The sequence below is a fragment of the Sphingomonas sp. IBVSS2 genome (assembly GCF_002127225.1).
Lineage (GTDB): Bacteria > Pseudomonadota > Alphaproteobacteria > Sphingomonadales > Sphingomonadaceae > Sphingomonas.
The window spans coordinates 97,545-112,822 of the sequence record NZ_NFUR01000009.1; the positions used below are offsets into that span (position 1 = coordinate 97,545).

Here is a 15,278-nt window from a genome sequence, read left to right on the forward strand (position 1 = left end):
AGGGACAGGGGAGTTGTGGGGAATGGTCATGAAGCATCGTCTTATCCTGGCCGCGGCGCTGTTCGCCGCGGCAGCCGTGCCGTTCCTCGCACAGCCCGCGCGCGCCCAGGGCGAGGCCGCCGCGCCGCAGGGCTATGACGCGCTGCTTGCGCTCTACCAGGAATTCCGCGCCTTCGTGCCGCCGCCAATGGTGAAGGGCGTACCCGATTATTCGCCGGAGGCGATGGCGCGCCACTATGCCGGGCTTCAGCGCTTCGAGGCGCGGCTGGCCGCGATCGACGACAGCGCCTGGCCGATCCCGCAGCGCGTCGATTACATGGTGGTGCTGGCCGAGATGCGCGGGCTGGAATTCCAGCACCGGGTGATGCAGCCCTGGAAGCGCGATCCGGCCTTCTACAGCACCACCAATCTCGGCTTCGGGCCGAAGATGCACGGTGCCATCGCCATCCCGGCGCTGCCGATCGCCAAGGACAAGGCGGCGGAACTGGCCGCCCGGCTGAACGCGGTGCCCGAGGCGCTGCGCCGGGCGCGAGCGAACCTCACCGACGCGCGGGGCGACCTCGCCCGGCTGGCGATCGTGCAGAAGCAGGTGGAAGTGAACGTCTATGGCGCGCTGGCCGCCGAGGCGGCGAAGCGCCAGCCCTCGCTCGTCGCCCCGGCGAAGCGGGCCCAGGCCGCCGCGGCCGCGTTCAAGGCGTGGCTCGAGGGCATCGAGGCCGGGCTCCCTGCCCATGGCGGCGTGGGGGCGGAGAATTACGCCTGGTATCTCAGGCACGTGCTGCTGCTGCCCTATACGCCCGAGGAGATCCGGGTGATCGGCGAGCGCGAATATCAGCGCCAGCTCGCCTTCCTGAAGATCGAGGAGCATCGCAACCGCGCCATCCCGATGCCCGAGCCGGTCAAGACCCGCGCCGCGTTCGACGCCAAGCGCAAGGCGGAGGACGAAGACCTGCTCAGGTTCCTGCGCGACGGCCAATGGGTGACGATCCCGGACTACGTGAAGCATGATCCGGAGGAGGGGCCGTACCAGTTCCCCTTCGAGAAGGACCCGTCCAGGCCGGGCCTGTTCGATGCGCCGCAGCATCTCCATTTCTTCTTCCAGGCCGAATTCCGCGACGGCCGGCCGCTGCGCGCGCACAATCTGCCCGGCCATGCCTTTGACGAGCTCCAGGCGGCGCGCGACACGCGCCCGGTGCGCGGTCAGCAGCGGCTGTTCTTCGTCAACGGCCTGCGCAACGAAGGCTGGGCCTTTTACCTCGAGGAGTTCCTGATCCAGTCGGGCATGCTGGAGGGCCGGCCCAAGGCGCGCGAGATCGACTATATCCTGGGCGCCAAGCGCGCCGCGCGCATCCTGCCCGAGCTGAAGATGCAGGCGAACGAATGGACCTGGAAACAGGCCAATGCCTCGCTGATCTCGCGCACGCCGAAATGGATGCAGCCGGGCGACGCCGTCGCGCAGTTCGACATCGAACTGTACCTGCGCCAGCCGGGCTATGGCATCGGCTATTACATGGGCAAGGTGGAGCTGGAGAAGCTGCTCGCCGATGTGGCGATGCGCGAAGGCGACGGGTTCGACATCAAGACGTTCCATGACCGCTTCCGCGCGGCAGGCTCGATCCCGATCTCGCTGATTCGCTGGGAAATGACGGGCCGGGACGACGAGATCCGCACCATGCGATGAGGCATGGGGCGGGGGTGGGGGATGCGCGCCGGACTTCCTTCGTCATCCCCGCCTTCGCGGGGATGACGGGAAGGGGCGGGGCGACGGTGTTTGCCGATAGGGTCTCGACCCGATATCGACGGAGCTGCCCAGGACCGATCCCAAGCCCTGGGCAGCCCCCATGCGATCAGAAGCGGATGCGGGCGCTCAGGCTGGCGCGGTGGTCCGTGGTGCGCTTGCCGAACTCGCCGTCATAGCCGAGCCGCAACGACAGGTTCTCGTTGCCCACCACCCGCAGCTCCGCACCGACATGCGCGGCCTGGCGATCCATCAGCGTCGTGATCGTCGCCGGCGCGGCCGAAGCGTTGCCGCCGAGCAGGCGGAACGGCGCCGCGATCCGGTCGGTGGTGTTGAACACGCCACCGCCGGTGATCGCGAAGGTCGCGCTGGTCGGGCCGTTGCCGGCAAGCCGCACGCCCAGGCTCAGTTCGGGCGCGACGGTGCCGATCCACTGCGTATGGGAGAGGCTCTCGACGCCCAGGCCCGCGAGTCCGCGCTCCGTGAAGCCGCCCTGGCGCAGCGCGGTGACGAAGCCGCGCACCGCCGGCCGCGCGAACACCGTGCCCTGGCCGAGCACCCAGGCCGCCTCTGCACTGCCCTGGAGATAGCCGGTGCCCTGGTTGCCCACGCCCTGGCGCGGATCGAAGATGTTCACGCCGCGGCGCAACTCGGTCCATTGCCAGCCGCCGCTCACTGAGGCGGCGAACTGGGCGCCGCTCGCCCCCGCATAGCGCGCGCCGATGCCGGCATGGACGCCGTCGCCGTCCGAATTGGCGCGCAGCCCGTCGATCCTGGCATTGCCGAGGCTGTCATAGCCGATCGCGCCGCCGACCATCCAGTCGCCGCCCAGCGGCTTCTCGAAGCCGGCGCGGAAGCGGCCGTCGGTGTCGCCGCGGACGCTGGCATGCTCGCTATCGCCGCTGCGCCGGAAGACATGGCCGCCGGCCTGGCTCCACACGCAACCGGCACCCGCCGGACCGGCGAGCGTGCCGCAGCCGAACAGGTTGGACGAGAAGTCGCGCGCCGCGCCGAACTGGGTGAGCGAGGCGATCAGATAGGGCTCGGGGTTCAGCTGGTCGAAGATCGCGCGATACTGGGCCTCGCTGCCGGCCTGGATGTTGCCGAGCAGGGCGAGCAGGCGGCCGATCCCGGCCGAGCTGCCCGCCGTCACCGCGCGGTCCATATAGGCGCCGAGCGCGCGCTCGTTGCGATTGAGGAAGGGCTGGCCGAAATTGGTGTCGAAGGCGAGCTGGATGCCGGCGCTGTTCGCCAGCACGCGATAGTCGACCGCCAGCGTGTCGCGGATGGTGAGCCCGTTGTTGGTCGCCGTGCCCGCCGTGGCGAACAGGGTGACCGGGTTCTTGTCCTGCATCCAGGTGAGGATCACGTCGCCGGTGCCGGCCACGCTGGTGTTGCCGCTCACATTGACGCGGTCCGACGCATAGGGGCCGAAGGCGACGTCGAAGGCCATGTGGCCGGTCGCGCTCTGGGTGAAGTCGCCGTCGAGGTCGACCGTGTTGATGACGCGAGCGCCGTACAGCAGGTTGGTCGCGGGCGTTCCGACGCCGTCCAGATTGGCGAAGGTGGCGCCGTTCAGCAGGTCGATCGGGGTGCGGCTGGCGGCGAGGCCCATCTGGAAGTCGCCCGCATTGGCGAAGCTGCCGCTCGAGCCCGCGCCGTCGCGCAGGTCGATCCGGCTGAAGGCGATGAAGATGCCGTTCGCGTTGTTGACCAGCGCGTTGGCCCCGCTGCCCAGGTCGACATTGCCGATGATCGTGCCGCTATTCTCCACCCGGTCGTTGCCCGCGCCCGTGTCGATCGCGAGGCCGGAGACCGCGCTGATCGAGCCGGAGGTGAGCTGGATCAGGTTGGCCGCGCCGCCGGCCAGGCGGATGCCCGCGCCGGTGCCGCCGCCGCCGCGCACCAGGTTGTTGGCGGTGACGCGGATATTGCCCGCGCCGGTGCTGCCCTGGCTCTGGGCGAAGATGCCGGTCGAATTCAGGCCGGCCGCGAAGACCGAGCCCGAAAGGCGCAAGTCGATCGCGCCGCCGGCACCGGAGCCGGTGCCGTTGCCGGCGAAGATCCCCTCGACCCAGCCGCCGCCGCCGCCGAGCGACTGCGCGACCACGCCGATCGAATTGGCGCCGAGCACCGCGATGTTGCCGGTCTGGTCGAAGCGGATCGCGCCGCCATTGCCGGTGTTGGCCGCGTTGAAGGCGATGCTGGCGGAATCGATTGCGCCCAGCACCGCGCCGCCGCCGCCGCCGATCGACTGGAGGAACACGCCATGCGCATGGTTGCCGGCGGTCTGGATGGCGCCGTTGTTCGACACGGTGACGCTGCCGCCATTGCCGCTCGCGCCGCCGCTGCCGCCCAGGGTGACGCTGGCGCTGCCGCCGGTGAGGCGAACCTCGCCGCCGCCCGCGCCGATCGACTGGACGACCAGCGCCGGCGAATAGTCGCCCAGCGTGGTGAAGCCGCCGGCATAGGCGAGGGTGACCGTGCCGCCGTCGAGCCCGGCGCCGCCATTGGCGCCGAGCGCGATCACGGTCGGCGGAACCGCGGGCGGCGCAACCGCCAGCGGATCCGCGCCGGCGCCCGCCAGCCAATAGGCCAGCGCGCGCTGGCTTTCGGGGGCGAGGCCCGCGCTGGGGCCGGTGCCGGGCGCGGTGGCGTCGACGTTGAGCACGCTGGGCGCGGCCGCCGTGGCGCCGGTGCCCAGGGCGATCTCGACGATCGCCGAGCCGCCGCCACCGCCGATCGACTGGACGATCGCGCCGGGGGCGAACTTGCCGGTGGTGCTGATCGCACCGGTCATGCCGCGCTGGATCGCGCCGCCCGAGGCGCCGGTGGTGCCGTCGGCGCCGAGCGTGACCGAGGCGCCGGCGAAGAAGGAGGCGAGCTGCGCGGTCACGTCGATGATGCCGCGGCCGCCGCCGCCGCCGATCGACTGGGTGAGCGCGCCCGCGGCGCCGTCGCCATTGGTGGTGACGCTGCCCGCATGGCTGCCGGTGATGTCGCCGCCGTCATTGTCGGCGCCGCCCAGGCCGCCCAGCGCCAGCCGGACGCCGATGGGCGCCTGCGGGTCGGTGACCGTGGGGTCGTGGAGCGCGACGATGTCGAGGTCGATGTCGATCGTGCCGCCGCCGCCGCCGATCGCCTGGTTGCTGATGCCGACGCCGTTGCGCCCGCCCGCGCCGATCGTGCCGTTCGAATTCACCGTCACCTTGCCGGCGTTCATGCCGGAAGCGCCGTCGGCGCCCGCGCGGGCGACGAGCAGCGGATTGGGCCGCTGAGTATTGCCGCCGGGGCCGACCACGGGCAGGCCCGGCAGGCCGGTGATGCCGCTGAAGTCGAAGCCCAGCGTGCCGCCGCCGCCATTGATGCTATCGGCGACGATCGCCTGCGAGCCGGCACCGAGCACGGTGATGTCGCCGGTCTGGTTGACGGTGACCGCGCCGCCGGTGCCGCCCGTGCCGCCGCCGGTGAGGCCGACGATCAGCGCGATCTCGTTGGACAGGGTGAGGCTGGCCGGCTCGGGCGTGAGCGCCGCGCCCAGCCCGGCATTGCCGCCGCCGCCGCCGATGCTCTGCGCCACGATGCCGTTCGCCTTGGCGCCGCGGGTGAGGATCGAGCCGCTGTTGGTCACGGTGACCGCGCCGCCATTGCCGCCATTGCCGCCCACGCCGCCGATCGCGATCAGCGGCGCCGAGGTCGGCGCGCCGATCAGGAGGCTGCCGGTGAGCGCCATCCCGCCATTGCCGCCGCCGCCGCCGATTGACTGGGCGAGGATGCCGTGCGCGCCTTCGCCCTTGGTCTCGATCGTGCCGGCATTGGTCACGTCGACCACGCCGCCGACATTGCCGCTGCCGCCGACCGCGCCGAAATTGAACCCGAAGGTGGCGCTGTCCTTGCCGGAGGCGACGCCGGTCAGCGCGAGAATGGTCGAGCTGTTGCCGCCGCCGCCGCCCAGCGACTGGGCGAAGATGCCGTAGGCGCCCTTGCCCTCGGTGAGGATGTCGCCCGAATTGGTGCCGCCGGTGTCGCGGTTGACCACGGTGACCTTGCCGCCCGCGCCGCCGCTGCCGCCATTGCCGCCGATGGTGACGCGTGCGCTGTGCGTCTGCTTGTCCGCGCCCGTGGCGCCCACCGCGAGCTGGAGCACAAGCCCCGCATCGCCGCCGCCGCCGCCGATCGAATTGGCGCTGATGCCCGCGGCATCCTCGCCCTTGGTCCAGATCAGGCCCTCGTTGGTGACCGAGACGTCGCCCGCCTTCTCCCCCGTGCCGCCGGCGCCGCCGACATTGACGTTGATCGAGTTGTTGGCGCTCTTGCCCTGGGCGCGGAAGTCGATGACTGCGCCGCCGATGCCGCCGCCGCCGCCGATCGACTGGGCGCGGATGCCGAAGGCGCGCGCGCCGCTGGTGGCGATCACGCCGGTGTTGGTCACCGTCACCGTGTCGCCGATGCCCGCGGTGCCGCCCGAGCCGCCCACGGCGATGCCCATGGTGTTCGAGGTGTTGCCGCTGCCCTTGTACTGGAGCGCGACGCTCGCCGCGAAGCCGCCGGTGCCGCCGCCGCCGCCGATCGACTGGGCGAGGATGCCGTCCGCATCGTCGCCGCCGGTGACGATCCGCGCGCTGTTGCCGACATCGACCGTCGAGCTCTTCGAGCCGACGCCGCCGGTGCCGCCCACCGCGACCGTGAGCGCCGCCGTGGTGTTGACCATCACGCCGGTGCCGCTGCCGCCCGCGCCGCCCGATCCGCCGATGCTCTGCGCCCAGATGCCGCGCGATTCGACGCCGCGCGTGGTGAGGTTCGCCGCGTTGACGACCGAGACCGCGCCGCCGGTCGCCCCCACGCCGCCGTCCAGGCCGACGCCGACGCTGCCGGCGAAGCTCTGCGCCGAACTGCCGCTGCCGGTGCCCACCGTGCCGCCGATCTTGAACGAGCCGCTGTTGCCGCCGCCGCCGCCGACGGACTGGGCGAAGATCGCCGAGGAATAGCCGCCGCTGGTGTCGATCGCGCCCGCGGCGTTCACCGTCACTTCGCCGCCGGTGCCGCCGGTGCCGCCCGACTGGCCGAGGCTCAGCGCGAACTGGTTCTTGGCGCCCGGCACCAGGCCGAAATCGAACGAGGCGTTGCCGCCGCCGCCGCCGATCGACTGGGCATGGATGCCGATCGAACGCTCGCCGGTGGTGACGATGGCGCCGTCATGGTCGACCTCGACATCGCCGGCCTCGCCGCCGATGCCGCCGCGCCCGCCGATGCTGAGGTTGAGCTGGTTGGCGTCGCGGGTATAGCCGCCGGCCAGGTTGAAGGTGCCGTTGCCGCCGCCCTTGCTGATCGACTGGGCGAGGATGCCGTCGCTCAGCGCGCCGCTGGTGCCGATGTCGCCGCGGTGCCGCAGCGTGACGTCGCCGCCCGCGCCCGCGTCGCCGCCCGCGCCGCCGACATTGACCACCGCCGCGAACGGGCTGTTGCCGGCCGGCGCCAGCGTGACGTCGAGCACCAGGTTGAAGCCGGCATTGCCGCCGCCGCCGCCGATCGACTGCACGGTCATGCCGTTCGATTCGTCGCCGAAGGTGCGGATCAGGCCGGGCGTTTCGGTCTCGACGCCGCCGACCATGGTGTAGCCGCGCGTCACCGTCACGTCGCCGGCATTGCCGCCCGCGCCGCCGGTGCCGCCGATGCCGAGTGCGATCGGCGCGCCCTGGCGCGAGACCGCGCCGGCCACGTCGATGCCGCCCTGGCCGCCGCCGCCGCCCACCGACTGGACGAGGATGCCCGTCGCCTTGCCGACATAGTCGGTCGCCGAAAGCGTGACCGCGCCGCCCGCGCCGGTGGTCACCTTGGTGTTGACCAGCACGTTGCCGTTGCTGGTGAAGGTGACGTCGCCCGCATCCGCGCCGGTGCCGCCGGTGCCGCCCAGGCCCGCGGCGAGCGCGACGCCGGTGAGCTTCGACTTGCCGGCGCCGGCATTGTTCAGCGCCGCCGAGACGTTGAGCCCGCCATCGCCGCCGCCGCCCGCGACCGACTGGACGATGATGCCGGTGGCCTCATAGCCGTCGACCATCACCTGGCCGTTCTGGGTGGCGATCACGTCGCCGCTGGCATTGCCCGCGCCGCCGAAGCCGCCGATGCCGAAGACGAGCGTCGGCTCGGTCGCGGTGGTGTCGGCGGTGATCCCGCCCGAGATGTTGATGCCGCCGGTGCCGCCGCCGCCGCCCACCGACTGGACGAGCAGGCCGCGCGCCTTGGTGCCCTGCGCAAACAGGTCGGCATCGACATTGGCGGTCACCTTGCGGCCCAGGCCGCCATCGCCGCCGAAGCCGCCGATCCCGACGGTGAGCTGGCCGTCGAGCGAGATGCCGCCCGATACGTTGATCCCGCCGATGCCGCCGCTGCCGCCGAGCGACTGGGCGATAACCGCCGAGCGCTCGTCGCCCGAAGCGACGACCTGCACGCGATCGGTGCCCGGCGCCTTCACGCTCAGCTCGACCGTGCCGGCATTGCCGCCATCGCCGCCGAAGCCGCCGATGCCCAGCGAGGCGACGCGGCTCGCGCTGCTCGAGCCGGGTGAGGTGAGGGCGATCTGGCCGGTGACGTTGAGCCCGCCCTGGCCGCCGCCGCCGCCCACGCTCTGGGCGATCACGCCGTTCGAGCCGTGCGCGATGGTGCGATAGGCGGGGAAGGTGAAGTCGAAGCCGAGGAAGTTGATCGTCTGCGCCGCATGCGCGACCACGCCGCCATTGCCGGTGGCGAGCACATTGCCGGTCACGCGCGCGGTGACGTTGCCTGCCTCGCCGCCGCCGCCGCCGAAGCCGCCAAGGCCGAAGCCGAACGAGCCGGTGCTGCCGCCGGTGCTGCCCGAGATGCCGCCTGCCACGTTCATCCCGCCGCGGCCGCCGCCGCCGCCGATGCTCTGCGCGACGACGCCGTCGGAATCGGCGCCGCTGGTCACGGTGTTTCCGGTGCGGGTCAGCTCGACGTCGCCGGCCTTGCCGCCATCGCCGCCAAAGCCGCCGATGCCGATCGAGGCAGTGCCCGCGGTGCCGGTGGAGAGGGCGATCGCGCCGGAGATGTTGATACCGCCCGCGCCGCCGCCGCCCGCGATGCTCTGCGCCACCACGCCGGCCGAATCGCTGCCCCGGGTCCGATAGTCGCCGGCGACGCTGGCGGTGACCTTCTGGCTGATGCCGCCGTCGCCGCCAAAGCCGCCAATGCCGATCGCGGCACCGATGGAGGTGTTGTTGCCCGCCGAGATCGAGAGCGAGCCGGTGACGTTGAACCCGCCATTGCCGCCGCCGCCGCCCAGGCTCTGGATCAGCGCGCCGGCCGATTCCGCGCCGCTGGTGGCGACATTGCCCGAAAGCGTGGCGTCGACCGTGGCCGCGTCGCCGCCATCGCCGCCAAAGCCGCCGATACCAACGCCGAGCGTGCCGGTGCCGCCGCTGGAAAGGGCGATGCTGCCGGTGACGTTGAATCCGCCATTGCCGCCGCCGCCGCCGGCCGACTGGATCAGGATCGCGCCGCTGCGCGCGCCGAGCGTAGCGACGTCGCCGGTGAGCGCCGCCGTCACTGCCTTGGCATTGCCCCCGCTGTCGCCAAAGCCGCCGACGCCCACGCCCAGCGTGCCGGAGCTGCCATCGCCGGCGCTGAGGCTGAGGCCGCCGGTGACGTTGAACGCGCCGTTGCCGCCGCTGCCGCCCAGGCTCTGCACGGTCAGGCCAAGCGAATCGTCGCCCCTGGTGCCGATGTCGCTGGTCAGGGTCGCGTTGACCGTGCCCGCATCGCCGCCCGCGCCGCCGAACCCGCCGACGCCGACCAGCACGTTGCCGGTGAGTTCCTTCGAGACCGCGATGCCGCCCGAGATGTTGAACCCGCCATTGCCGCCGCCGCCGCCGACTGACTGGATCAGCGCGCCGCCCGAGCGCGCGCCGCGCGTGGCGACGTCGCCGTTGATGTTGGCGATCACGGCTTCGGCATAGCCCGCGGTGGCGCCGGCGCCGCCGATGCCCACGCCGATATTGCCGGCGCCGCTCTTCGAGCCGGCGATGCCGCCGGTGACGTTGAACGCGCCGTTGCCGCCGCCGCCGCCCAGGCTCTGCGCGACGATGCCGCGCGCGTCGTCGCCTTCGGTCGAGACCGCGACCAGGGTATCGGCGGTGTCGGCAACGCCCTGGTTGACGTTGAGCGTGACCGCCTTGCCGTCGCCGCCGCTGCCGCCCGCGCCGCCCAGGCCGATGCCGAGCGTGCCGGCGCCGTCCTTGGCCACTGCGATCCCGCCCGAGACGTTGAACGCGCCCGCGCCGCCGCCGCCGCCCACGCTCTGCGCCAGGATGCCGTCGCTCTTGTCGCCCGCGGTCGCGGTGGTGCCGGTGACGGTGAGCGTGACCTTGCCGGCGTCGCCGCCGGAACCGCCCGATCCGCCGATGCCGACATTGATCGCGCCGGCAATGGTGCCCGAAATGCCGATGCCGCCGGAGACGTTGAACCCGCCGGTGCCGCCGCCGCCGCCCAGGCTCTGCGCGGTGATCGCGGTCGACTGGTCGCCGAGCGTGACGACATTGCCGGTCACCGTCGCGCCGACGCGCATGGCGTCGCCGCCGCCGCCGCCCGAGCCGCCCAGGCCGACCGAGAGCGCGCCCGCAGCGGTGCCGCCGAAGCTCACGCCGCCCGCGACGTTGAACCCGCCTGCGCCGCCGCCGCCGCCTGCGCTCTGCGCGAGGAAACCGCCCGACTGGTTGCCCTCGGTCAGGATCGAGACCGCGCTCGCATCGACTTCGCCGCCATTGCCGGCCCCGCCGCCGGAGCCGCCCAGGCCGATATTGACGGACGCGCCATAGCTGCCCGAGCCGCCGATGCTGCCGGAGACGTTGAATGCGCCCGCGCCACCGCCGCCGCCGTTCGACTGGACCACCACGCCGCGCGACTGGTCGCCGAGCGTGTGGACCGCGGCGAGCGCGCTGCCCGTCGCATGCAATGCATTGCCGCCGGTGCCGCCCGCGCCGCCCAGGCCGACGGACAGGCCGCCGCCAAAGGTCGCGCTGCCCGCGATCGAGCCGGAGATGTTGAACCCGCCCGATCCGCCGCCGCCGCCCAGGCTCTGGACGAGCAGGCCGTCGGACTGGTCGCCCGAAGTGTAGATCGTGCCCGCCGCGGTGCCGGTGACGTCGCCGCCGCCGCCGCCGCCCGCGCCCGCGCCGCCCAGGCCGACGGAGATGCCGCCAGCATAGGAGCCGCTGCCCGAGATCGAGCCCGCGATGTTGAACCCGCCATTGCCGCCGCCGCCGCCGGCCGACTGGATGAGCACGCCGGTCGCGCGGTCGCCCGTGGTCTGGACGTTGCCGCCGACGCGGCCGGTCACCTTGCCGCCGTCGCCACCGCCGCCGCCCGCGCCGCCGATGCCCACCGCGACGCCCACGCTGGTGGTGCCCGCGAAGCTCACCGCGCCCGAGACGTTGAAGCCGCCCGAGCCGCCGGCGCCGCCGACCGACTGGATTACGGCACCGCCGGCATCGTCGCCGCCGGTCGAGATCGTGCCGTCGAAATCGGTGTCGACCACGCCGCCATTGCCGGCATTGGCGCCCTTGCCGCCAATGCCGACGGCGAAGGAGACCGCGCCGCCGCCGCCCGCCGCGACGGCCGCCGAGACGTTGAACCCGCCATTGCCGCCGCCGCCGCCGACCGACTGGGTGAGCAGTCCGGTCGAGAAGTCGCCATCGGTCTGGATCGCGCCGCCCGACCTGATCTCGACCAGGCCGCCATTGCCGCCGGTGCCGCCCGATCCGCCGATGCCGAGCGAGACCGCTGCGCCCAGCGCCGGGCCCGCCGCCGCCGCGACCGAGACGGTGAAGCCGCCCGCGCCGCCGCCGCCGCCCACCGACTGGGCGAGGATGCCCTGCGCATTGTCGCCGGTGGTGAGGATCACCGCATCGCCGTCGAGCGTGACGTGCCCGCCCGTGCCGCCGGTCCCGCCGCTGCCGCCGATCGCCACGCTCGCGCCACCGAAGAAGCCGCCGGTCGCCTGGACCGCGAAGCCGCCATTGCCGCCGCCGCCGCCGATCGACTGGAGCTGGATGCCGCGCGAGCGGTCGCCGCTGGTCGCGATGAACGGATCGAGCTGGGTCGGCACGCCGCCGACCATCACCGAGCGGGGCGTGAGGTTGACGTCGACGGTGCCGCCATTGCCGCCGGCCGACCCGGCTCCGCCGATCGCGACGCCGACGAACGCGCTCAGCGACGCGCTCGCGCCGCCATTGCCGCCGCCGCCGCCGATCGACTGGGCGAAGATGCCGTTCGAATCATTGCCGCCGGTGCCGATATTGCCGCTGTGGTTGACGGTCACGATGCCGGCATTGCCGCCGCTCGCGCCCTTGCCGCCGATGGTGAGGAGCACGCCGCCGGTGGTGCCGCCGTCGCCGCCACCGCCGCCGACCGACTGGGCGAAGATCGCCGTGGCGTTGTTGCGCAACGTGGTGACGCTGCCGGTGTTGGTGATGGTCACCGTGCCGCCGGTGCTTGCCGCCGAGCCGTTGCCGCCGATGGTGACCAGGCCGCCGCTGTCGCCGCCCTTGCCGCCGCCGCCGCCCACCGACTGGGCGAAGATGCCGCGGGCGCCGTCGCCTTCGGTGCGGACGGTGCCGGCATTGCCGACCGTGACCGTGCCGCCATTGCCGCCGGTGCCGCCGGTTCCCCCGAGCGCGACCACGCCGCCCGAGCCCGAGCCCGCGCCGCCGCCGCCGCCCACCGATTGCACGAACACCGCGTCGGCGCCCTTGCCGGTGGTGACGACGCTGCCGGTCGCGGTGATGCTGGCCGAGGCGCTGCCCGCTAGGCCGCCGCCGGTGCCGCTGCCGCCGATCGAGACGAGGCCGCCCGTGCCCTCGGCCGAGCCGCCGCCGCCGCCGACGGACTGGACGAACACGCCGCGCGCGTCGACGCCGCCGGTGCGGACCGCGCCGCCGATGGTGGCGCTCGCCGCGCCGCCGGTGCCGCCGGACCCGCCCTTGCCGCCGACCGCGACCGCGCCGCCCGAGGCGCCGCCCGCGCCGCCGCCGCCGCCCACCGATTCGACGAACACGCCATGCGCGTTGGCGCCGCCGGTGGTGATGGTCGCGCCGGCCTCGACCAGCGCCGAGGCGCTGCCGCCATTGCCGGCGGTGCTGCCGTCCGATCCGAAGGCGACCAGGCCGCCCGATCCGCCCGCCGAGCCGCCGCCGCCGCCGATCGACTGGGCGAAGACACCATAGGCGCCGCTGTTGGTGGTGGTGACTTCGGCCCCGGCGCGCACGTTGATCGTCGCGCTGCCGCCATTGCCGCCATTGCCGGCGGTTCCGCCGAACGCGACGATCCCGCCGGTCCCGCCGACATTGCCGCCCGAACCGCCGATCGACTGGGCCTGGATGCCCACGGCGTCCACGCCCTCGGTGCGAACGATTCCGCTGTGCTCGACGGTGACGTTGCCGCCGTCGCCGCCCACGCTGCCGGCGCCCGGGTTGCCGACGATGCCGTAGCTCCCGCCGCTGGTGCCGGCATTGCCGCCAAGGCTCTGCGCCAGGATGCCGATCGCACCGGTGTTGGTGGTCTTGATCTGGCCCGAATTGCTGACATTGACCGTGCCGCCCTGCGCGGCCGGGCCCGAGGCGCCGCCGCCCGAGAAGAGATACCCGGTGCCGCCCGCGCCCCCGCGCCCGGCGACGCTCTGCGCCAGGATGCCATAGCTGCGCACGCCCGAGGTGGCGATGGTCACGCTCGAGCTCAGGTCGACATTGCCGCCGCGACCCGCGCCGCCGCCCGCGCCGCCGCGGACATTGCCGGCGCCGTCGCCGCCCTTGCCGCCATTGCCGCCCGCGCTGATCGCCGCGATGCCCGGGAGATTGTCCGAGATGGTGGTGATGTTGCCGTTGTTGGCGGGAGTCACCGTCGCGGCGATGTTCGGCCCGTTGGCGCCGCCGCCGCCGGCCGAGGCATTGGCGCCGATCGTGAAGCAGCCGCCGAAGATGCAGATCTCGACGCCGGCGCCGAAGCTGCCATTGCCGCCGTTCGCACCGCGCTGGACGTTCGAATATTGATGCAGGTCGCCCGCCGCGGCCGGGAAGGTGAAGCCCGAACTCGTCGATCCGGTCGATCCGTTGCCCTGCGGCGGCGGGGCCGAGCCGATGCCCGCGCTCACATCGGTGACGATCGGCGTGGTGACCGTGCCGCCGCCGGTCTTGTCGAGCGTGACGCCGGTGACCCTGCCCGAGGTCAGCTGGACCGCGCTCACCGTGTAGGTGATGTTGGTATTGGTATCGGTGAAGGTCTGGCCGATGGTGTTGGCGAGCAGGATCGTGTTGTTCTGGTCGGTGCGGACCAGCGCGTCGTTGATCACTTCGACCACGCGCTCATTGGCATTGGTGACCGGATTCAGAACCATGTCGCCGACATGGACCGGCGGTATCGCCGGCGGCGTGGGCATCGGTGCCATCATCGCCTTGGCGAGCGCCATGCGCGATACGCTGGTATTGGCCGCGGCGGTGGTCGCCCAGGCGGCGGTGCCCATGGCGAGCAGCAGGCCGATGCGCTTCAGGTGGCGGGCGAGCGTGCCGAACAGCTTGCGGTCGGCCTGGCGCGGGCGGCGGGGGACGCCGGCACCGGCGATGCGATCGCGCAGCCGCTCGAGCGCATGCGACAACGCCGCCGACCGATCGGCGAGCAGCGAGAGGACGGCGCCGATCTCCGAAATGAAATCCGATCGCTGGATGCGGCTCAACCGATCGGCATCGACCGCATCGCCCGTCGCATCCACCAGCGCCGCGAGCCGCGCGAGCCGCACAGCATCCGTTCGCCGAACCATCGTAATTCCCCCGAAATACCTGAGTCGAACTTGGATCATATCATGCTGAACAAGTAATTACCTTTGTTCGCACATGGTTTCCGTAGCGGCATCTGTCCCGTATCCGTGCAGTCGGAGCATGGGAAGTCGGCCGTGATCAGCCGGTTTCACCAGGGAGCGGCGAACGGATATGTCCGATTTGTTTCCAGAATGGCCCGCGCAATTGGGGTCGCCGCGGCCGCCGCTCCCGGCTTGTGCCTGGGACTGTGTTCCATTTGAGGAAGGGGAAGGGGAAGGGAAAGGGAAAGGGAAAGGGAAAGGGGAAGGGCGAGGGGCTTTCCCTCCCTGCGCGGCGCCCTCGCTCCGTCCGCGACGGCGATCCGGGGCGGAGACCGCCGGTCGAACGGAAAAAATGCGAGGATCGGAAAAAAGTGCATTTTTCGGGTTGACGGGAATCGGTCCGGCACATAGATGGCGCCCTCCCGGCAGCGAGGCGCTCGCTTCTCTGCTCTGACCGGCCTCCGGTTGGGACGTTCTTCAATCGGTTGCGCGGCTTCGGCGGCGCTGACTGTTTCCCCTCCAAGGGGTGCTCGTGGCGACGCTTCGGGCAGGAACGTGCTCTTTGACATAGTGATTTAGATGAAGGGACATGTGGGCGGCGGCCCTGGGTTCTGACGGCTTCTAGGCGTTGGATACTCAGAGAAAGACAAGCCGTTCCAAGGTCTTCCGGTTTTTGGC

General features: G+C 72.4%; 2 protein-coding genes. One reads left to right on the forward strand and one right to left on the reverse strand.

The features are described from left to right. Window positions 1-28 precede the first annotated feature (28 nt). On the forward strand, window positions 29-1,681 hold the full coding sequence (locus CAP40_RS20065; RefSeq protein WP_179188403.1) for a DUF885 family protein: 1,653 nt from the start codon (window positions 29-31) through the stop codon (window positions 1,679-1,681). Window positions 1,682-1,847: 166 nt separating this feature from the next. On the opposite strand, the gene CAP40_RS20625 is transcribed toward CAP40_RS20065, so the two are convergent. Then, entirely contained in the window at window positions 1,848-14,561 is a 12,714-nt protein-coding gene (locus CAP40_RS20625; protein ID WP_179188404.1) for an autotransporter outer membrane beta-barrel domain-containing protein, read from the reverse strand. Window positions 14,562-15,278: the final 717 nt, after the last annotated feature.